Raw genomic sequence first — 19,039 nt, 5'->3', positions numbered from 1 at the left:
CTGCCTGCCTGACCGCGCGGGGAAGCGATGAGACGCTACAATCGACGCAGACTTCTGACCTCCGGTGCCGCTGCAGGTGTGCTCGCCGCGGCGGGCCTGCCCCTTGGCGCGAGCTCGGCCCAGGCCGGCGGGCGCTTCGTGGCTGGCCTTTCGGGCGCAAGCGCGACCGACACGTGGGACAGCCGCTCTTACAAGGGTCATTTCATGATGGCGGCGGGTCACGGTGCGGTCTTCGATTGCCTGACCGAGATCGCGGCGGATGGCAGTCTCACCGGCGAGCTTGCGACCGATTGGGAAGCGTCCCCCGACGCGACGACCTGGGTCTTCAATCTTCGCCGCGGCGTTGCCTTCCACGATGGCGGCGCATTCACCGCGGCGGATGTTCTGGCCTCCTTCGCTCTGCACAGTGGTGGATCGGGCTCGCCCGCCGAGCCACTCCTCGCGTCTGTGATCGCGATGACAGCGACCGGGCCGCACCAGGTCCGTTTCGAGCTCGCAGAAGGCAACGCGGATTTCCCCTATCTTCTCTCCGATCCCCGGCTGGTGATCTATCCGTCGGACCGCATGCACCGCGCCATGACCGGGGGGATCGGAACGGGGCTCTATCGTGTTGCACATTTCAAACCGGGGGTCCGTTTCGTGGGGCGGCGGGTGTCCGACCACTACAAGGACGGTCGCGCAGGATGGTTCGAGGAAATCGTCTTTGTCGCGATGCATGACGCGCAGGCGCGTGTACAAGCGCTGCAGAGCGGTGGCGTGGACGCGATAGATGAGATTGGGCCGGATGCCGGGCGCGCTCTCGATCCGGCGCTTCTTGTTCAGGAGGTAATGGGAAACCGTCACCTCTGGGTCGCGCCGCACCCGGACATGGAGGTGCGCTCCGCCACGCATCTTCGCAGCGCGCTGAAATTCGGCCTTGATCGCTTCAGCCTACTGAGGGATCTCGCAGGGGGCCACGGCCAGCCAGCGTCGGACAGCCCGATCGGCCCCGCCAACCAGTATCGAGTTGGCTTGCCTCCGGTCCTGCACGATCCAGATCGCGCCGCGTATCATCTGCGAAAAGCCGGACTCGATCCGTCCGCGCTCGATCTCTGGCAGCCGCATCTGAAGTCCCGATATTCCTCGGGCCGCGTGACGGAAGATTGGATGCTCACGAGCCTTCTGGGCACCTTGCCGGAGACGCAGACGAAAACGCATCTGCTGCGCCTGACCGCCGCTGCGCGGTCAGCCCTCGATCCCGCACGCCGCCGCGACCTCTATGCCGAGATCCAGCATTCTCTGAGAGAGAAAGATAGCACCACCATTCCGTTTTTCGCGAACTGGATACAGGCCCACGGTCCGCGCGTCGCGACCCCGCACCAGATCGGGAACGTCTGGACGATGGATAATGCCCGCATGGCAGAACGCTGGTGGAGCGCCTGAGAGCGCTCAAGCGGCGCATCCTTTTTCTCTTTGGATTGGTGAAAATACCGGCGGGGGGTCCGGGGGGCAGCCAGCCCCCCGGCGGCTGTCACAACACGTAACGGCTGAGGTCGGTCGAACGGCTCAGGTCGCCCAGATGCGCCTCGACAAAGTCGGCATCCACGATTACAGCCTCGCCCGATTTGTCGGGCGCCGTGAAGGACAGCTCTTCGAAGACCCGCTCCATGATCGTGTAGAGACGCCGCGCGCCGATATTCTCGATCGACTGGTTCACCTCGGCGGCGATCCGGGCAAGGGCCGCAATCCCCTCTTCGGTGAAGGTGACAGTCACTTCTTCGGTCGCCATGAGACCGGTATATTGCCGGGTGAGCGCGTTGTCCGTCTCGGTCAGGATCCGCACGAAATCCTCTTCGGTGAGCGGCCGCAGGTTCACGCGGATCGGCAAGCGGCCTTGCAGTTCAGGCAGAAGGTCCGAGGGTTTCGCGATGTGAAACGCGCCCGATGCGATGAACAGAATGTGGTCCGTCTTCACCGGTCCGTGCTTGGTCGAGACGGTCGTGCCCTCGATCAGTGGCAGCAGATCCCGCTGCACGCCCTCGCGGCTGACATCGCCACCCTTGGCATCGGACTTGGCGCAGACCTTGTCGATCTCGTCGAGAAAAACGATGCCGTTCTGCTCTACGGCGCGGATCGCTTCGCGCTTGACCTGTTCGTCATCGAGAAGCTTGTCCGCCTCCTCCCCGATCAGGATCGTATAGCTTTCCGCCACCGACAGCCGCTTGCGCGTCGTGCGCCCGCCAAACGCCTTGCCGAAGATATCGCCAAGGTTCATGCCGCCGCCGCCCATGCCCATACCGGGCTGGCCGGGGATCTCCATCATCGGGAAGGGCGAGGACGTATCCGCGACGTCAAGCTCGATCATCGTGTCGTCGAGCTCGCCGGCGCGCAGTTTCTCGCGGAACCGTTCACGGGTGCCCTCCCGCGCATCCTCGCCGGCGATTGCGGCGATCACGCGGTCTTCGGCGGCCTCATGCGCTGCGGCTTTAACGTCTTCGCGCATGTAGTCGCGCGTCATCGCGATCGAGGCATCGACGAGATCGCGCACGATCTGTTCCACGTCGCGGCCGACATATCCGACCTCGGTGAACTTCGTCGCCTCCACCTTCACGAAGGGCGCGCGGGCCAGCTTGGCGAGGCGGCGCGAGATCTCGGTCTTGCCGACGCCGGTCGGCCCGATCATCAGGATGTTCTTGGGATAGACCTCTTCACGCAGATCTTCGGGCAGCTGCTTGCGACGCCAGCGGTTTCGCAGGGCCACGGCCACGGCACGTTTGGCGTCTTTCTGCCCGATGATGAAGCGATCGAGCTCCGAGACGATTTCGCGGGGGGTCAGGTCGGTCATGATGTCCTTTCCGGGGGCGGCTCAGCCGCCGATTTTCTCAACGGTCAGGTTGCCGTTGGTATAGACGCAGATGTCGCTCGCGATCTCCATCGCGCGGCGGGCGATCTCTTCGGCGGAGCGTTCGGTTTCCATGAGCCCGCGTGCCGCGGCGAGCGCGAAATTCCCGCCCGAGCCGATCGCCGCGATATCGTGTTCCGGCTCCAGCACGTCGCCCGCGCCGGTGATGACGTAAAGATCCTTGCCGTCGGTGACGATCAGCATCGCTTCGAGTTTTTGCAGGTACTTGTCGGTCCGCCAATCCTTGGCGAGTTCGACACTCGCCCGCTGCAACTGCCCCGGCGTCGCTTCGAGCTTGGCTTCGAGCCGCTCGAGAAGCGTGAAGGCATCCGCGGTCGAGCCGGCAAATCCCGCGACCACGTCGTATCCGCCGGGCGACAGCCGCCGCACTTTGCGCGCCGAACCTTTGATGACGGTCTGTCCCAGGCTGACTTGCCCGTCGCCCGCGACGACGACTTCGCCGCCCTTGCGGACCCCGATGATCGTCGTGCCGTGCCAACCGGGAAATGTCTCGTCGGCCATGTCTCACTCCTTTGTCGGTCTGCCGCCATATGGGGGCTGGACAGAACCGGCGCAAGCGGCGCGTATGGAGCCGCACGGAAGCAAGTGCAGGGGGAAAGGTGCGGCAGGACGCTCTGAAGATCTTTGGGTCGGTCTGGTCGCGACTGGCCGAAGAGGCCGGTTTAGAGACGGAGGGATGGTCCGTGCGTCGACTTTCCGCCCGGGAGGATGCGCGCGTGTCGCGCGATCTCTTCCGGCTCTCGCGGGGCGGTCATGATATCGTGCTGAAGCAGCAGATGCGCCCGCGGGACCCCGAAGGCTTCATGGCGGCGATGGCGGCCCATCTCGATGTGAACGCACATTTCCCGGACGATCCGATGGCCGCTGTGCCGACCTTGCTGGCGGCCGATACCGAGACACAAACCTGCCTCATGAGCTTTGCCGAAGGGCGAACGCTGTCAGATTGCCTCGAACGCGCAAATCCCGCCGATCAGGGCACGCATCTTGAGCGCGCAGGGCTCTGGCTCGATCGGTTTCATCGCGCGCGGCTTGGCACGGTGAGGATCTTCCAGCCGAAGTTCACCTATCGATACCTCGACACTATTCTGGCCGAAGAAGCCGCTGGACAGCGTCCCATCGCAGAGGCGCAGAGGTTTCGGAAGGCGGCATCTCGGTTCAAGGACATGCGCCCGCGTTTCGAAGGTCAGGAAACGGTGGCCGCCAAGCTTCACGGCGATCTGCACATGCGTAATCTCCTTTTAGGAGATCGCGTCTGGGGGCTGGATTTTCACGAAGCCGGCGCGTCTCCCGTCGGGCATGACATCGCGCGCCTGCTCGTCGATGTCGCCACGCTGCGAGCCGATCATTCGGCCATCGTGCCAAGGGAAGTGCTGCCTCTCTCACTCCTATCGGCGTTCTTCCGCGGGTACACGCTGGTGCAAGAGACAGATCCCTCGGTGCAGATGCTTCTGAGGCATCGGGTGTTGGCAGAGTGGTGGGGCCTTCCAGCCGAGCAGCGTCTTCGCAGCGCCGCGCAATCCCGGCGGTTCGATCGGCTGATGTCGCTCGTCAGCCGCGTTTTCGAGGTTTGATACGAAAAGCCCCGCGCCGTTCCGGGCGCGGGGCGATCATTCGCTCGGCATTTCAACCGATCAGATCGACTCGTCGATCCAGCCTTTGAGGGCGGCTTTCGGAGCGGCGCCCGCGCGGTTGGACACAACCTGGCCGTCCTTGAAGATGAAGAGCGCCGGAATGCCGCGCACGCCCATCGCCGCCGCGGTATTCGGGTTCGAATCCACATCGACCTTCGCGACCTTGATCTTGCCGTCATATTCGGCGCTCAGCTCCTCGAGAGCCGGACCGATCTGTTTGCAGGGACCGCACCATTCGGCCCAGAAGTCGACGACTACGGGCACGTCGGAATTCTTCACTTCCTGGTCGAAAGTATCGTCTGTAACGGCAACTGTGGCCATGGCATCTACTCCATCGAAATTACGGGATGTCTTGGAGCAAACCTATGGAGCAGCCTCGGCAGAATCAAGCGGGGCCGCGCGTGCGAGTGCCGCGTCCGTGAGCGCGGCGGGCAAGCTCATGATCTGCGCCGTTGCGGTCCAGAGGATCGCGGTCTCGACGTTCCGTCCGGGATAGATCGCGCTCAGCATGGCGCGGTAGGCGCCCATCTGTCTCAGAAGGCCTTCGGGAACTGCGTCTGCCGTGGCAGGCACCTGCCTGTTCGTCTTGAAATCGACCGCAAGAACGCGTTCCGGCGTAATGATCAGCCGGTCGATGATGCCGTGCATCGGGCCCAGACGAGGTAGATCGGCGGTCAGCGGTACTTCGGCCAGCGCGCCGTACGAAAAGATGTCGGACAGTTCCGGTGCCGTGAGGACGGACAGTGCCTCACCTGCGAGCTCGGCTCGGTCATTTTCCGGCACCCGCATCCCGGCCAGCGTTCGGTTCGCCGCCAACGGCCGGTCGGTCTCGGGCAGGTCGGGCAAAACCTCGAGCAGTGCGTGAATCCGCGTGCCGCGTGCTTTCGCGATCTCCGTCTCATCCCCGTCGCCGGGAAGCGCCTTGGCCCCTCCGAGATACGAAGGGGAAAGAAGCGCGCGCTGGACCAGCGGCACGGCGGCGTCGCGGCGGAAGTGATCGGGCAGAGATAGAGCCTGTTCTTCGGAGACTGAAGCCTCTTCAGCCGGAACGTCAGGCAGCGCTCCGAGGCGCAACCCTTCGCCATCACGCGACGCGAAGGGGAGGGCTCCGGCCCGCTCCAGACCCCTTTGCATCTGCCCGTACCACGACTCGTCTGGCGTCTTGCCGATATCGCTTGCCGCTGCAACGACGAGCCATGCCTCAGCCCGCGTCATCGCGACGTAGAGGAGCCGGTCGCGCTCTGCCTTGTCGCGCGCCTTGGCGATCTCCAGCGCCTCGCTTTGAGCCTCGGGCATCTCCTCGCTTTTGGCCTTCCAGACGACGCTGTCGGGACCAAGGTCCAGCAAGGCGCCCTTGTGTTCGGCCTTCGCCTTGGCGCAATCGGGCAGGATCACGACCGGCGCCTCCAGGCCCTTAGCTCCGTGGACCGTCATGACACGGATCGCGCGCCCCGCGGCTTCGGGGCTGCGTTTGATCTCCAGATCGTCTGTTTGCATCCAGCCGAGAAACCCGGTGAGCGAGGGCACCGCGCCGCTCTCATAGGCGAGGGCCTGTGCCAGCAGCGCGTCGATCCCGTCCTCAGCCTCTATGCCAAGCCGGCCGATCAGCTTCGCCCGGCCGTTATGGCGCGTCAGGATCCGTTCGATCATGTCGTAGGGGCGCAGGAAATCGGCCTGACGACGCAAGTCGTTCAGGATCGCGAGCGTCTGGGAGTAATCGGGCTCGCGCTTTCGCAGTTGTTCCCAAAGGCTTTCGCCCTTCCGCTTGTGGGCGAGCGAGAACAGATCCTGTTCGCCCAACCCAAATAATGGAGAGCGCAGGGCGACCGCGAGGGACAGGTTGTCTTCTTGCGTGGCGAGGAAAGACAAGAGCGCGCCGATATCCTTCACAGCCCGCTCCGCCATGACCTTGAGCCGGTCTGCGCCCGCAACCGGCAGTCCCTCGGCCTTACAGGCGCGGATGATCTCGGCGAAAAGCGTGCCCCGCCGCCGCACGAGGATCAGAACATCGCCCGCATGCATGGCGCGGGGTGCGGACTGGCCGAGTTGCAGGGGCTGCTTGCGCTCGATCGCTTCGCGAATGAACCGCGCGATCCGCTTGGCAAGCACAACGGTCGCATCGGTGGGTGCGGGCCGGTCGACCGGCTCGTACCAAACGTCGTCTTCGTCTTTCTCGGGCTTGGGGACAACGGGCCAGAGATCGACCTGTCCGGGCATTTCGGCATGAAACGGCAGATGCCGTCCGCCGGGGGCAAAGCCGGACCCGTCCGCATCGTCGAATGTCGCATCGACCGCCTGCAGGATCGGACCCGCCGAGCGGAAGGAATAGGCGAGCGACCGAATTTCGAGAGGTGTGCCCGCATCATTCAGCCGCGCGTCGAAGGCGGCGCGCATCCGCTCGAATTCATCGGGATCAGCGCCCTGGAACGAATAGATCGACTGCTTGGTGTCCCCGACCACGAAGATCGTTCGCAAGAGATCCGCGCGCGCGCCTTGCCCGGCCGTGAATTCGCGGGCCAGCTTCTCGATGACGCGCCATTGCAGCGGGTTCGTGTCCTGGGCCTCGTCAACGAGGATGTGGTCGATCCCGCCGTCCAGTCGGTATAGCACCCATTCGGCTACGTCCGAGTTGGACAAAAGCTCATGCGCCTTCTCGATCAGATCGTCGAAATCGAGCCAGCCGCGAGCCTGTTTTTCGGCCTCGTAGGCGGGCAGAAAGACTTCGGCGAAGCGATGCAGGGCGAGATCGCGCTCGGTGGCGGCGAGGGCTGTCCGCTTTGGCCTTGCTTCTTCGATCCGAGCGGCCAGATTATCGATATCGGGCATGAGGTCGGCAAGCCCGGCCTGCTTCTGGCATGCCTTCGTCGGCACGGATCCGGCTTTCGCACTGAATGGCAGCTTTGCCGCCTTACCGGTTAGAAAGACCTCTTCGAGGACTGCGAGATCGGAAACGGTGTCGAGTGTGATTCCGGCCAGACGCGCTGCGTTATTTTGATCGGTGGGGCCGCCATACTCCTCCATCGCGGCGCGTACTCTCGCCAGTAGCTGTGCCTCGCTGCCGAGGAATGTCTCTGCTAGCAGCGATTGCGCGTCATATTCCGGCGGGACGCCGTAGAGTGCCTTGAGGTCTCCGTGAGTTATTCCTCCAAAAAAGGCACTCTTTCGGCTCAAAACCTCCTTCAGAAGCCCATCGAGGCTGTCGTCCTGCCCGGTGAAATGCAGCGCGAGATCGGAGACGCGCGCGGCCTCCGGACCGGCGGACATGCGCTCGAGGATCTCGGCGCGCAGAAGTTCGGCCGAACGGTCCTCCATCTCGCGGAAATCCGGGCTGACCTGTGCCTCGAGCGGGAACCGCCGCAGAAGCGCAGCGCAGAAAGAGTGGATGGTCTGGATCCGCAAACCGCCCGGCGTCTCAATGGCGCGGGCAAAGAGTGTGCGTGCCTTCTGCAGAAAAACCGGCTCGAAAGGACCGTCGACGCCGAGCGTGCCGAGCTCCGAGCGCAGGTCCGCATCCGGCAGCATTGCCCAGGCACCGAGCCGCTTGAAGAGACGGTTCTGCATCTCGCTCGCGGCGGCTTTTGTGTAGGTCAGGCAGAGGATGTTCTCGGGCGCGACATTCTCGAGAAGAAGCCGCGCCACGCGGTCGGTCAAAACGCGTGTCTTGCCGGAACCGGCATTGGCCGAAAGCCAGGTCGAGCTTCCGGGACGTGCGGCAATCACCTGCGCTTCGCTGGCATCGTCCCGCATCAGGACACCTCCTCGGAGTTTGCCTTGTCGGAGACCGACCATTCGCCGAGCCGGGACAGATCGTCGTAATCGCTCGATCCGCTGTCGAGCAGCATCGCACGCCGCGCGGTGAAGCCCTGTCCGGCGTCGAGGTATCGCGCGATCAGCGCTTCGAGATCCGACCAGACCTTCGCCGGGGGCTCTTCGTCCAGAGGCGCCGGCACCTCGCCGGCATTCGAGCCGAGACCGATATACCGCGCATCCGCGATAAAGCGCGGGCGAAGCCCGTCGAATGCCTGACGCTCGATCATGGCGGCGGTCAGAAGAAGCTGCTTGTCGAAGAATTTCTGCTCTTTGGGCTGCGGCGGATTGCCCGTCTTGTAGTCGTAAAGATACGCGCCACCCCGGTCGTCGATATCGATCCGGTCGGCACGGGTAGTCAGAGTGAAGTCCAGCAGTTCCAGCCGCGCTTCGCCTTCAGCCTCGATATGGGCGAGGCCCGCGCGGGCCTGCCGCGCCGCCTCGTCCTGCGCGAAGCTTCCCGCCACCCGCCGCATGCGCGCGTGCCAAAGCTGCCGCGCGAGGGGGAAGGGCACCTTCTCGGCCAGCGCGCGGGTGACATGCAGAAGAAACGTCTCCGCCGTCGGCTGAAGACCTTCGTCCCGCATAGCTTTTCCGAACGCTTCAAGCGCGTCATGCGTCACTATTCCACGCAAAAGCGCATCCGGCGCCTGCATCAGCGGATTGAGCGGCATGAGGCGCAGAACATTCCGGGCATAGATCGCGTAAGGGTCGCGGATCAGGGTTTTCACTTGCGTCAGGCGCAGGGATCGCGGCCGCGCTTCGGATGGCGGCCGGGGCGACGGGCGCTTTGCCGTGGGTGCCGCGATCGGCGTTTCGAGGGCATGGACCTTTCTCAGCCAGTCGCGCCCCCGCGCTCTCATCGCCTTGAGCGCGACATCGCCTCCGCGTTCTGGCAAGCCTGCCATGAGGTTGGTGATCCGGTTCAGCCAGCGCGACGGCACGGTGTCCGCGTCATCGGATTTCGTGGCACGGGTGAGCCAGACTTCACGTGCGCCAATCGCCTGCTGGAAATCATGCGCTGCAAGCCCGATACGCCTTTCAGGCAGTGTTAGACCCGCATCTGCTCGCATACGCCGGTTGAGCCACGGGTCTGGCTTGGGCATTTCCGGCCAGGAGCCTTCGTTCAGACCGCCGAGGATCATCAGGTCAGCGCCCATGACCCGTGCTTCGATCGCGCCCCAGATACGGATGCCGGTATGGACGCTGTCCGGGTTTCGCACCTCTTCGCGGGACAGGACCGCTCGGAAAAGGTCGGCGTAATCGCGGGCCGAAAGGTCGGCCCCGGCATCGGCTTCGCGGGTCAGCGCCTCCATGACCGAATGCAAGGTGCGCCCGGCTTCCTTGTCCCACAAGGCACGCGGTCCAGCGCCTTGGCTGCCTGCGGACACGGCTTCAGCAAGGGCCTGATGCGCGGCGATCCACTCGCCGAGCTGCTGGTGTCCGGTGATTTTTCGGTCGCACACGGTGCGCGCAAGCCAATCGGCCCAGGCAGCGTGACCGCATCGCTCGCCCCATGCGCGCAGAGATTCCGCATCCGGGTAAGGCAGCCCCTTCCGACGGATATGCGCTTCGAGCGCCGGCACTGCGCGTGTATGCGCGCTGCGGTCCTCCTTGGGCGTGTCGCCGGCATGGCAGAGCGGGTGCTTCAGCAGGGCCAGAAGCGTCTCGGCGGTCAGATCCTCGTGGAACAGGGCCGCCACCTGACGCAAAAGCCGACCCGGAGGCGACAGTTGCGCCGGCTGACCTGCGGAATCGTCCGGCACGATGCCCCACCTGTCGAGCGCTGCCGTCACTTGCCGTGTCAGGACGCGATCCGGCGTGATCAGAGCCGCATTTTGCCCCCGCTCCGCCGCTTCGCGCAGGCGCATAGCGATGGCGACGGCCTCTTCGCGGGGATGCGCGGCCTCCAGCAAAGTCACCTGCTCTGTCGCCGCGCCCAGAGGTGGCAGCTCGGGCCCCTCGGTCAGCCATTGATCCGTGACCGGGGCCGGGCGCAGCGCGAGCGAGACGAGCCTGTTCCGGCCCGGCGCGGGAGCCGGGCCGCCCCAGGGTTTCACATCAGCTGGGCTTGCGCCGAGGTCGCGCAGCAAACGCGCAAAGCGGAACTGCGGATGATCCTCGCCCGGCTGGCTTTTATCGGCGCGTGGAAGATCGTCGATCAACTGGTCCCAGACATGGCGGGGCATGTCGAAATCGAAGCCCGGCAGGATCACGGCGCCCTGCGGCAAACGCGCGACTTCGACCATCATCTCGTGCGTGGTTCCGCGCGACCCCGTCGAGCCCGCCACGACCACCGGGTGTTCCGGCGGGAAGGTTTGCCATCGCGCGATCCGTGCCGCCACCGCCCGGCGCTGGAGCGCGGCGGCATCGGGCTCAGGATGGGTCGCGTCGAAATAGTCCTGCACGATCCGCAGAAAACCGAGCGCGCGCTCCCAGTGCCCGGACTGATCCTCGACATCGAGCGTCGCGATTGCTTCGGGCGGAACACCCTCGATCTGCATTTCCTCCATGAGACCGGCGAGTGAGTCCGACAAGTCGAACAGGGCCGAACGAGGCGCAAGATCGGGGTCCTGATCGAGAAGCCGGGACACGAGGCTGGTCAGCTCCAGGCGCCGTCTGAGGGGCGAGACAGGCTCTGGTAGCAGCGCGCGGAGGCCCGGTTCGGCGGTGTCGGTCAGAAGACGAATACGAGGGAGGAAGCTTGGCGGGCCGTCGGCGAAACACGCCTCGATCCGGCGAGCCATGCGCCCGCTATTGGCGTAAAGCTCGGTTCGCGCCATCGTCTCGGGTGACATATGCGCGACGCGTCGGCGCAGGCCGCTCACGAGCTCGGCGGCAAAATCCGCGCCGGGCGGCATGCCGAACAGGCGCGGTTTGGCTTCGTTCTCGAAAATCATGTGCCCAGCATCTCTTCGGCAAGCGCGATCCCGCCGGGATGACCTACATCCGCCCAGCGGCCGGGATAGTCGAGACCGAACAGACGGCCCCTGGATGCCATTTCCGTCCAGAGACGATTAAGCGAGAAGACGTGGTCGGGAAAACCGGCAAGCTGATCTGTCTTGAGGATCTGCACGCCGGTATAGACCCTATTCCCGCCGCGCTGCAGGCGCCCGTCTTCGGCAAGTGTGAAGTCCCCATCACCCTTGCGCCCGATAGCCCGCTCGAGCGGCACGCAAAGCAGAAGCGCGTCCATGCGGTCAAAATCCCATGCGTCTCCGAGGAGCGTCAAAGGGTTCGGCCCGGCGAAGACCGCGTCGGAATTCATCGTGTAGACCGGGTTCGGACCCAGAACGGGCAGCGCGTTCCTGAGCCCTCCGCCGGTATCGAGGATCTCCGGCGATTCCTCGATCACCGTGACGTCCTGGTCTGTCAGGTGATCGCGGATCATCTCGGCGAGGTAATGGGTGTTGACCACCCGGCGCGGAACCTCTGCACAGAGCTCCAGTGTGCGGTCGAGGAGCGTCTGCCCGCCAACCTCGATCAGCGGTTTCGGGCGGTCTTTGGTCAAGTCACCCATGCGCGTGCCGAACCCGGCCGCGAAGATCATGACGGCGTCTGGCATTGGCTCCTGAGGCTTTGCAGATGAGCTTCGGTTGGTCGTGGTAAAACGATCTCGATCACTTCGGCGAGATCCGCCAAGGCAGGATGCGTCAGATCATGGCTGAGATGACCCCATACACGCGGAACAAGGTCGATGTAGCCCGGCTTGCCCCGGATCGCTGCGAGCCGGGCGAAAATACCGAGGATACGCAGGTTGCGCGCTGCGCCTTGCACCGCCATCGCGGTCTCGAACTCTGCCGCCGTCACGCCTGTTGCGTCGAGGTAGAACCGAACAACAGCCTGTCGGGTCGTCTCGGAGACATCGCGACGGGCGTCTTCGATCAGCGAGACCATATCATAGGCCCGGTTGCCCTGCAGGGCATCCTGGAAATCGAGAAGACCGGCCCGCGCGGGCCCCTGCCTGTCCGGGAGCCAGATAAGGTTCTCGGCATGGAAGTCGCGGAGGATGGTGACGTCCGTTTGAGGCGCATGCTTGGCGAGTGCTTCGCCAAGTTCGGCAATGACAGGGTCGGTTTTCGAGGTCTCAGCTCCGAGTCCTCTGAGATACCACTTCAGTGCGTCGCTCGCCTGGTCAGTGAAATAGCGAGGATCGGCAGGCGGCACGTCCGGTGGGTCCGCGGCGTGCAGCGTGACGAGCGCTTCGACCGCGGCGAGGTAGAGCGTGTCTTCCTGTTCTGGTCTCTCGCGGGCCAGTTTGGCGAAGACGCCGTCACCCAGATCTTCAAGCAGGAGGAGGCCCGGTGCCTCGGCAAAGGGTTCGGGCGCGCTGAGGCCAAGGCCCAAAAGGTAGCGGGCGAGCCTCGCGAAATGCTCCGGCGCGCCGTCCGGGTCTTCCATGAGGATGGCGCGTTCGCTGCCACGTTGCAGCCTGGTATATCGGCGCGTCGAGGCATCGCCCGCAAGCGGCGCACGGGCGGCACCGGCCCATCCCGCCTCTTCTAGAAAGGTCTCCACAGTCACGACATGATGCCTTCGATGCGCGAGGTCCAGCGCGGATCGGTCCAGGTGAACTCTAGACTGCGCGCTTCATCTACCGGCCCTGACTCGAACGCCACAAACAGAGCCTGTTCCGGCGCCAGATCGCCAAGCCGATCTGGCCATTCGACAAGGCAAATCGCTGTATCGAAAGCCTCAGTCAAGCCGAGTTCATCGATGCTGTGCGGTCCATCGAGCCGATAAAGGTCGGCATGCCAGATCTCGCCAGTGCCGGTTTCGTAGGTCTGCACCAGGGTGAATGTCGGCGATGGCACGTCCTCTGGGACCGCGAGGCGTTTCTGGATCAAGGCTCGCGCGAAATGGGTCTTGCCCGCGCCGATCCCGCCGGAAAGCAGGATCGTGTCACCGGGCCGCAGAACAGGGGCGATCCGCTGGGCCAGCGACGCGGTCTCGTCGGGGGATTGGAGGGTGAGGTGGCGGCGCTCGGGAGACATGGCGCGAGACTATCGCGCCGGGCATGACCCGCAAGAGCGGATCGATGGCTGGCGCTTTTCAAGCTTCGGCGATATGCGCCAGTTGTGCCCTTTGGGGTGCTGCAACGGCCTGCGCGTCGCCCGAGAAGCTGACGAGCGTCGCGCCGTGAGGCAGCGGTGTCCAAGACACGGAGATGTCGAGAGACTGCTTCCCGCCCGCATCAATTTGCGCCTCACCGGCTGCCGACGTTCGTGCCACGCTAATTCGGATCATCTGCCACGCCTCTGAGTCGCCGGCGAGCTTGCGCCATCCAGCGATTTCGTCCGCAAGCGACGCGCCGGTTCTGCTCAGTCTGCCCGAGGCTTGCCAGTGACGGCGGTACCCGGCATTTGTCAGAAGAAGCTCGCCCTGGCCGGAGAAGACCGCCAGAGCCTTGTCCGACGCATCGAGCACAGCTGACATGCAATCCAGTTCGGCTCTGTATCGGCGCGATAGCGAGATTTCAGAGCTGATATCCTCGATCAGGAACGCGATAGCCCCATCGGGATGCGGCCTACCGCTTATACGGTACGTGCGGTCGTTCGGCAGGCTCCATGTTTCAGTATAGCGATCATCTCTCGCCGCATTGATGAGATCGGCCAGACGCTGCCGCCATTCGGCGTAGGATTTTGGCTCCGGCATGATGCGATTTTCTCGCAGCTGATCGAAGAAACTCATCGTATCGGGGCGCGCAGACAGGAAGGCGGGTGCGAGGCCGGTCAAATCCAGCAGGGCCGGATTGAACAGGGCGAGCCGCCGCTCCTTGTCGAACACGGCAAGAGCTATCGGTAGATCGGCAAAGGTCTTGGACAGGGTCTGAACGAAGGTCCGCCGCGCCGCCTCGGCCTTGAGGATGGCGCTGATTTCCGTGGCAATATGGGCCGTGCCACCGGTGACGGGCATGGTGGATATCTCGAAGTCGACCCCGATATCCCCGACAGTCCTGGGAAGTGTCACGCGGGTCTTTCCGTCTTTGGAGGGGCGGCGGCTTGCAAAGGGCAAGTCCGTGTCCGAAACGTCGGCGATCTGCCGGTAGACGCGGTTCGCCCAGATCAGCTTTCCATCGGGTCCGGTATGCCACATGGGCAGCGGAGAAACCTCTGACGCCTGTCTGAGACGCTGGGCTTCCAGGTCGAGTGCCATGCGCGCAGCGTCATGAGGCGCACGGCCCGGCCAAGGACCCATCCTCAATATCAAAAGACCCAACCCTGCCCCGACAAGGATGGCGGATATCGTTTCGTAGTCCATGTCGCGCCTCATCTGTTCCTTGGACCAGCTTGGACAGCGAGGGTTAAGGCGGCATTAACCGCGCTTAGTTCTCGACGAGAGTATTTCGCCCGAGCGGAGCCCGTGCGGTGCGCGTATCGACCGCAATCGCCTCGCGCGGCCAAATCACTTCGACGATGGCCCCCTGATGTTCGTCCTCGGAGCGCGGGGCTGCGAACGGGTCGTGCCCATTGGCGAAGCTCAGCTCGGCGCCGGTTCGCTCAAGCAGCGTCTTCGCAATGAAAAGGCCAAGGCCCATACCCTCGTAGGCAGGCCGTGCCTGACGCTGGCTTTCGGTTCGGCGCGAGCGCATGAAGGGATCGCCGATCCGGCCGAGAAGATGTGGCGGGAAACCGCGACCGTCATCGACGATCCGAACGGAGATCTGGCTTTCGGTCCACGTGGCCTCGACCTCGACCGTGGTGCGCGCGAAATCGACGGCGTTCTGGATGAGGTTTCGAATGCCGTGAATGATCTCTGGGCGACGCAGGATGAGAGGCTCCCCCTCGCAGTCGCCGTCGATCAGAATGGTCTTGCCGCGATCCTCGTGCGGTTCCGCCGCCTCGCGAATGACCTCCATCAGAGGGGCATGGCGCACTTGCGGATCGTCTTTGCCCGCACGTCCCATCGAGCGCAGGATGTCGCGGCAACGGTCGGCCTGTTCGCGGATCAGGGTCGCATCGGATTGCAGCTCGGGGCGGTCGGCCAACTCCTCGATGAGCTCGCCCGAAGTGAGCTTGATCGTGGCGAGCGGCGTGCCGAGCTCGTGGGCAGCCGCGGCGATCACTCCGCCAAGGTCGTTGAGTTTCTGCGCTCGGGCCAAGGCCATCTGGGTTGCGGCCAGCGCATCGCCCATCGCGCTCATTTCCTGCGTGATCCGGCGTGCATAGAGCGAGATGAACACGAGCGCGATGGTCATCGCCGTCCATTGTCCGAAGACGAACAAGTCGGGAATTCGCAGGACCTGGCCGGACTCGGTCTTGAGCGGCAGGTGGTAGAAGACAAGCCCCGTGACGAGCGCCAGGGCGACCGCGTTGAGCAGCACCGTGCGTCCCAGCGGAAGCACCGCTGCAGAGACGGTCACCGGCGCGAGCAGCAGAAGCGAAAACGGGTTATGCAGCCCCCCGGTCAGGAAGAGCAGGAAGGCCAGCTGAAGCACGTCGAAGATGACCATCAAGAGGTTCTCGGTCTCCGACAGACGCTTGCTTTGAGGGAAGATAAAGGTCGCGACGAGATTGCCGATGATCGAGATGCCGACCGCCATGATGCACAGGCCGGTCTCCATATCGAGATTGTAGACGTATTCGGCGACCGCGATCGCCGTCAGCTGGCCCACAATGGCGAACCAGCGCAGTACGATCATCGTCCTGAGCCGGATCCAGTTGGCGCGGCGACGCTCGCCGAAAATTCCGATTTCCGCGTCTGTCATCTGCGCCAACCTGTCTCTTGCGGGTGCGGGGGCAAGTGATACGACCCTTACCAGACCCTGGCAATCTGGGAGCAAGAGTGATGCGGTGGATCTATGTGGTGACAGCCGGTGTGGCCCTGGCGGCGGTGATCGCGGTGACGGCGTTCTGGTCGCTCTTGCGAGGCGATCCGCAGACATTCGCGGAATGCCGCTCGGGCGCGGTGGCGGGCGATATAGGCGGCCCGTTCGAGTTGGTGGGTGCGGACGGCGAGACCGTGACGCAGGACAGTCTCGTGACCGAACCGACGCTCCTCTACTTCGGCTATACGTTCTGCCCCGACGTGTGCCCTTTCGATACGGTTCGGAACGCCGCCGTGATCGATATCCTCGAAGAGGAGGGGATCGAGGCGCAAACAGCCTTTGTCAGTGTCGATCCTGAACGGGACACACCCGACGTCGTGGGCGAATTCGCCGAGGCCATCCACCCCGAGATGGTCGGGCTCACGGGAAGCACCGAACAGGTGAAAGCCGCGGCCGATGCCTTCCGCGTGTTCTACCGCGTGCCTCAGGATCCCGAGGACGAGTATTACCTCGTAGATCACACCACCTTCACCTACCTTCTGATGCCCGGCGAAGGCTTCGTCGACTATTACCGCCGTGAGCTTCCGGCCGAGGAGATCGCCGCGGGCGTAAGCTGTTTTGCCGAGGCCGCCCAAAGCTGAGCGTTTCGTCGCATTTGACCGGATGGCCCTGCGTCACTAAATCTTTGATACACCGACACCTTCGGAGGCGGACAGGGAACCGGCATGCGCGAACTCGGCGACGACAAATCGCTTCTTCTTGTCGATGACGACGAGGCGTTTCTGCGGCGGCTTGCCAAGGCCATGGAGAAGCGTGGCTTCGATGTGGAGATGGCAGAGTCGGTGGCGGCCGGGTCCGCAATCGCGACGGCACGTCCGCCGGCCTATGCGGTGGTCGATCTCAGGCTCGAGGATGGCAACGGTCTCGATGTGGTCGAGGTCCTGCGCGAGAAGCGGCCAGATGCCCGTATCGTGGTCCTGACAGGCTACGGCGCGATCGCGACCGCGGTCGCTGCGGTCAAGATCGGCGCGACGGATTATCTGTCAAAACCTGCCGATGCGACGGACATCATCAACGCGCTGCTCGCCGAAGGCGAGGAATTGCCGCCGCCGCCGGAGAACCCGATGTCCGCCGACCGTGTGCGGTGGGAGCATATCCAGCGCGTCTACGAGCTCTGCGACCGGAACGTGTCGGAGACGGCGCGCCGGCTCAGCATGCACCGCCGGACGCTGCAACGGATCCTGGCCAAGCGCTCGCCGCGCTAATCGTCGAGACCTGCCAGATGCCGCTCGCCGCGTGCTTTGGCGAGCGAGATCTGTCTCTGACGTTCCCTGAAACGCGCTTTGTCCTCTTCGCTCGTTTCATCTGCACAGAGATGGCACGAGACCCCTTCTTCATACTCGGGACGTGCGCGATCCTCCGGCAGGATCGGCCTTCGGCAAGCGTGGCACAGCGCGTGCGGCCCTTCCTTGAGGCCGTGGCCGACAGAGACGCGCCCGTCGAAGACAAAGCAATCGCCCTGCCAGGTGCTGTCCGCCTCGGGCATCTCCTCAAGATATTTCAGAATGCCGCCCTTGAGGTGATAGACCTCGTCCATGCCCTGGCTCAGCAGCCAGTTCGTGGATTTCTCGCAGCGGATGCCGCCTGTGCAGAACATCGCGATGCGCTTGTTGTGAAAGCGGTGCTTGTTCTCTTCCCACCAGGCGGGAAAGTCACGGAAGCTTTCGGTTCCGGGATCGATGGCACCTTCGAAGGTGCCGATGGCGACCTCGTAATCGTTGCGTGTGTCGATCACCGCGACGTCGGGCGAGCGGATCAGCTCATTCCATTCAGCCGGCTCCACGTAATGCCCGACCCGTGCGCGCGGATCGACATCTGGCTGGCCCATCGTGACGATCTCTTTCTTCAGCCGCACTTTGAGGCGCGCGAAGGGGCGCTCTGTTGCGGTGGAGTATTTGACCTCCAGATCCTCGCAGCCCGGAAGGGCGCGGATATGCGCGATGAGAGACGCAACTCCGCCTTCGGGGCCCGCGACCGTTCCGTTGATCCCTTCGCGCGCCAGAAGAAGCGTGCCGGTCACACGCCCAGCCTCCGCACAGGCCAAAAGAGCCCCGCGCAAGGCGGACGGGTCTTCGAACGGCGTGAAATGATAGAGCGCTGCAACCGTGATCATGGCTCGCGAGATAGGGCAGGCGGCCCCTTGCGCGCAAGAGGCGCGGGCCTTGCCACGACGCCGCATGCAGTTAGTGTCATTCGGCACGGCCATCGGAGATCCTTATGCACGCCCTTCTCGTCATCGACGTTCAGAACGATTTCTGCCCCGGCGGCGCGCTTGCCGTGGACGGGGGCGACGAGATCGTCGCGCCGATCAATGCCGCCATGTCGAGTTTCGACGCTGTTATCCTCACGCAGGACTGGCACCCCGCGGGGCATTCCTCCTTTGCGTCGAGCCACGACGGCAAGACCCCGTTTGAGACGATCGAGATGGAGTATGGCACGCAGGTTCTCTGGCCCGATCATTGCGTGATCGGATCGCAGGGCGCGGCCTTCCATCCAGAGCTCGATACGGACCGGGCCGAAACTGTCATCCGCAAGGGATTTCGACCCGGTATCGACAGCTATTCAGCCTTTTTCGAGAATGATCAGGAAACTGTGACGGGCCTCGAAGGCTATCTCAGAACCCGAGGGATCACCGACCTGACGCTCGTCGGCCTTGCCACCGATTTCTGCGTCGCCTGGTCCGCCCGCGACGCCGCGCGGCTGGGCTTCGGCGTCACGGTCCGAACCGATCTCTGTCGCGCCATCGACCTCGACGGCTCTCTCACCGCCGCGCTTGACGATATGGCCCATGCAGGGGTGCGGATCTCGGGGTGAGGTTGCGCCTCTCCGCCGCAGCCCGCTAAACCGGAACGGCGCCGCAAGGAGGACCGG

16 protein-coding genes are annotated in these 19,039 nt (G+C 64.1%); 5 read left to right on the top strand and 11 right to left on the bottom strand.

Translation table 11 applies throughout. The features are described from left to right. The first annotated feature begins 27 nt into the window (after positions 1 to 27). Positions 28 to 1,422, top strand: a complete 1,395-nt coding sequence (locus tag BM171_RS01855; protein ID WP_093009080.1) for an ABC transporter substrate-binding protein — start codon at positions 28 to 30, stop codon at positions 1,420 to 1,422. Positions 1,423 to 1,510: 88 nt separating this feature from the next. Here BM171_RS01855 and hslU read toward each other — a convergent pair whose 3' ends face one another. Next, positions 1,511 to 2,824 (bottom strand): ATP-dependent protease ATPase subunit HslU, encoded by a 1,314-nt coding sequence (gene hslU / locus BM171_RS01850; RefSeq protein WP_093009079.1) that lies wholly within the window; start codon positions 2,822 to 2,824, stop codon positions 1,511 to 1,513. A 21-nt stretch (positions 2,825 to 2,845) separates the two neighbouring features. Further along, the gene (hslV, locus tag BM171_RS01845; RefSeq protein ID WP_093009078.1) at positions 2,846 to 3,403 is read right to left on the bottom strand and encodes an ATP-dependent protease subunit HslV; all 558 of its coding nucleotides are present in this window, start codon (positions 3,401 to 3,403) and stop codon (positions 2,846 to 2,848) included. Positions 3,404 to 3,585: 182 nt separating this feature from the next. Between hslV and BM171_RS01840 the strand changes: the two genes are divergently transcribed. Then, the gene (locus tag BM171_RS01840) at positions 3,586 to 4,473 is read left to right on the top strand and encodes a phosphotransferase (protein WP_245760153.1); all 888 of its coding nucleotides are present in this window, start codon (positions 3,586 to 3,588) and stop codon (positions 4,471 to 4,473) included. A 60-nt stretch (positions 4,474 to 4,533) separates the two neighbouring features. Here BM171_RS01840 and trxA read toward each other — a convergent pair whose 3' ends face one another. From trxA to regB, 8 genes are all read right to left on the bottom strand, one after another. After that, complete coding sequence (trxA, locus tag BM171_RS01835) at positions 4,534 to 4,854, bottom strand: thioredoxin (RefSeq protein ID WP_093009077.1); 321 nt, start codon at positions 4,852 to 4,854, stop codon at positions 4,534 to 4,536. A 42-nt stretch (positions 4,855 to 4,896) separates the two neighbouring features. Then, a complete protein-coding gene (gene addA / locus BM171_RS01830; RefSeq protein ID WP_245760152.1) occupies positions 4,897 to 8,280 on the bottom strand; it encodes a double-strand break repair helicase AddA in 3,384 nt (1,127 codons plus the stop codon). Continuing rightward, positions 8,280 to 11,240, bottom strand: a complete 2,961-nt coding sequence (gene addB, locus BM171_RS01825; protein ID WP_093009076.1) for a double-strand break repair protein AddB — start codon at positions 11,238 to 11,240, stop codon at positions 8,280 to 8,282. Before addB ends, addA begins: the two co-directional genes overlap by 1 nt. After that, on the bottom strand, positions 11,237 to 11,905 hold the full coding sequence (locus BM171_RS01820; RefSeq protein ID WP_093009075.1) for a nucleotidyltransferase family protein: 669 nt from the start codon (positions 11,903 to 11,905) through the stop codon (positions 11,237 to 11,239). Before BM171_RS01820 ends, addB begins: the two co-directional genes overlap by 4 nt. Next, positions 11,887 to 12,858, bottom strand: coding sequence for an aminoglycoside phosphotransferase family protein (locus BM171_RS01815; protein WP_175497475.1), 972 nt, complete (start codon positions 12,856 to 12,858; stop codon positions 11,887 to 11,889). The genes BM171_RS01820 and BM171_RS01815 overlap by 19 nt, the downstream gene beginning before the upstream one ends. A 2-nt stretch (positions 12,859 to 12,860) precedes the next feature. Then, entirely contained in the window at positions 12,861 to 13,334 is a 474-nt protein-coding gene (gene tsaE, locus BM171_RS01810; RefSeq protein WP_093009073.1) for a tRNA (adenosine(37)-N6)-threonylcarbamoyltransferase complex ATPase subunit type 1 TsaE, read from the bottom strand. 58 nt (positions 13,335 to 13,392) lie between these two features. Next, entirely contained in the window at positions 13,393 to 14,496 is a 1,104-nt protein-coding gene (locus BM171_RS01805; RefSeq protein ID WP_175497470.1) for a PAS-domain containing protein, read from the bottom strand. 169 nt (positions 14,497 to 14,665) lie between these two features. Then, positions 14,666 to 16,048, bottom strand: coding sequence for a sensor histidine kinase RegB (gene regB / locus BM171_RS01800; protein WP_093009071.1), 1,383 nt, complete (start codon positions 16,046 to 16,048; stop codon positions 14,666 to 14,668). A gap of 80 nt (positions 16,049 to 16,128) precedes the next feature. Here regB and BM171_RS01795 point away from each other — a divergent pair, with 80 nt between their 5' ends. Continuing rightward, the gene (locus BM171_RS01795; protein ID WP_093009070.1) at positions 16,129 to 16,749 is read left to right on the top strand and encodes an SCO family protein; all 621 of its coding nucleotides are present in this window, start codon (positions 16,129 to 16,131) and stop codon (positions 16,747 to 16,749) included. 84 nt (positions 16,750 to 16,833) lie between these two features. Next, complete coding sequence (locus BM171_RS01790; protein ID WP_093009069.1) at positions 16,834 to 17,373, top strand: ActR/PrrA/RegA family redox response regulator transcription factor; 540 nt, start codon at positions 16,834 to 16,836, stop codon at positions 17,371 to 17,373. Here BM171_RS01790 and trhO read toward each other — a convergent pair. Beyond that, positions 17,370 to 18,281 (bottom strand): oxygen-dependent tRNA uridine(34) hydroxylase TrhO, encoded by a 912-nt coding sequence (gene trhO / locus BM171_RS01785; RefSeq protein ID WP_093009068.1) that lies wholly within the window; start codon positions 18,279 to 18,281, stop codon positions 17,370 to 17,372. The two genes, BM171_RS01790 and trhO, sit on opposite strands and share 4 nt — an antisense overlap. 104 nt (positions 18,282 to 18,385) lie before the next feature. Here trhO and pncA point away from each other — a divergent pair, with 104 nt between their 5' ends. Continuing rightward, positions 18,386 to 18,982 (top strand): bifunctional nicotinamidase/pyrazinamidase, encoded by a 597-nt coding sequence (gene pncA / locus BM171_RS01780; RefSeq protein ID WP_093009067.1) that lies wholly within the window; start codon positions 18,386 to 18,388, stop codon positions 18,980 to 18,982. The last annotated feature ends 57 nt before the right edge of the window (positions 18,983 to 19,039 follow it).

This window comes from Roseivivax halotolerans (assembly GCF_900115815.1).
GTDB lineage: Bacteria > Pseudomonadota > Alphaproteobacteria > Rhodobacterales > Rhodobacteraceae > Roseivivax > Roseivivax halotolerans.
This window is presented reverse-complemented; position numbering and strand designations above follow the sequence as displayed.

Excerpts from the sequence above, each read along its gene's own strand:
- BM171_RS01855 (WP_093009080.1), top strand. The coding sequence starts at position 28 with ATGAGACGCTACAATCGACGCAGACTTCTGACCTCCGGTGCCGCTGCA.
- hslU (WP_093009079.1), bottom strand. The coding sequence starts at position 2,824 with ATGACCGACCTGACCCCCCGCGAAATCGTCTCGGAGCTCGATCGCTTC.
- hslV (WP_093009078.1), bottom strand. The coding sequence starts at position 3,403 with ATGGCCGACGAGACATTTCCCGGTTGGCACGGCACGACGATCATCGGG.
- trxA (WP_093009077.1), bottom strand. The coding sequence starts at position 4,854 with ATGGCCACAGTTGCCGTTACAGACGATACTTTCGACCAGGAAGTGAAG.
- addA (WP_245760152.1), bottom strand. The coding sequence starts at position 8,280 with ATGCGGGACGATGCCAGCGAAGCGCAGGTGATTGCCGCACGTCCCGGA.
- addB (WP_093009076.1), bottom strand. The coding sequence starts at position 11,240 with ATGATTTTCGAGAACGAAGCCAAACCGCGCCTGTTCGGCATGCCGCCC.
- BM171_RS01820 (WP_093009075.1), bottom strand. The coding sequence starts at position 11,905 with ATGCCAGACGCCGTCATGATCTTCGCGGCCGGGTTCGGCACGCGCATG.
- tsaE (WP_093009073.1), bottom strand. The coding sequence starts at position 13,334 with ATGTCTCCCGAGCGCCGCCACCTCACCCTCCAATCCCCCGACGAGACC.
- BM171_RS01805 (WP_175497470.1), bottom strand. The coding sequence starts at position 14,496 with ATGGCACTCGACCTGGAAGCCCAGCGTCTCAGACAGGCGTCAGAGGTT.
- regB (WP_093009071.1), bottom strand. The coding sequence starts at position 16,048 with ATGACAGACGCGGAAATCGGAATTTTCGGCGAGCGTCGCCGCGCCAAC.
- BM171_RS01795 (WP_093009070.1), top strand. The coding sequence starts at position 16,129 with ATGCGGTGGATCTATGTGGTGACAGCCGGTGTGGCCCTGGCGGCGGTG.
- BM171_RS01790 (WP_093009069.1), top strand. The coding sequence starts at position 16,834 with ATGCGCGAACTCGGCGACGACAAATCGCTTCTTCTTGTCGATGACGAC.
- trhO (WP_093009068.1), bottom strand. The coding sequence starts at position 18,281 with ATGATCACGGTTGCAGCGCTCTATCATTTCACGCCGTTCGAAGACCCG.
- pncA (WP_093009067.1), top strand. The coding sequence starts at position 18,386 with ATGCACGCCCTTCTCGTCATCGACGTTCAGAACGATTTCTGCCCCGGC.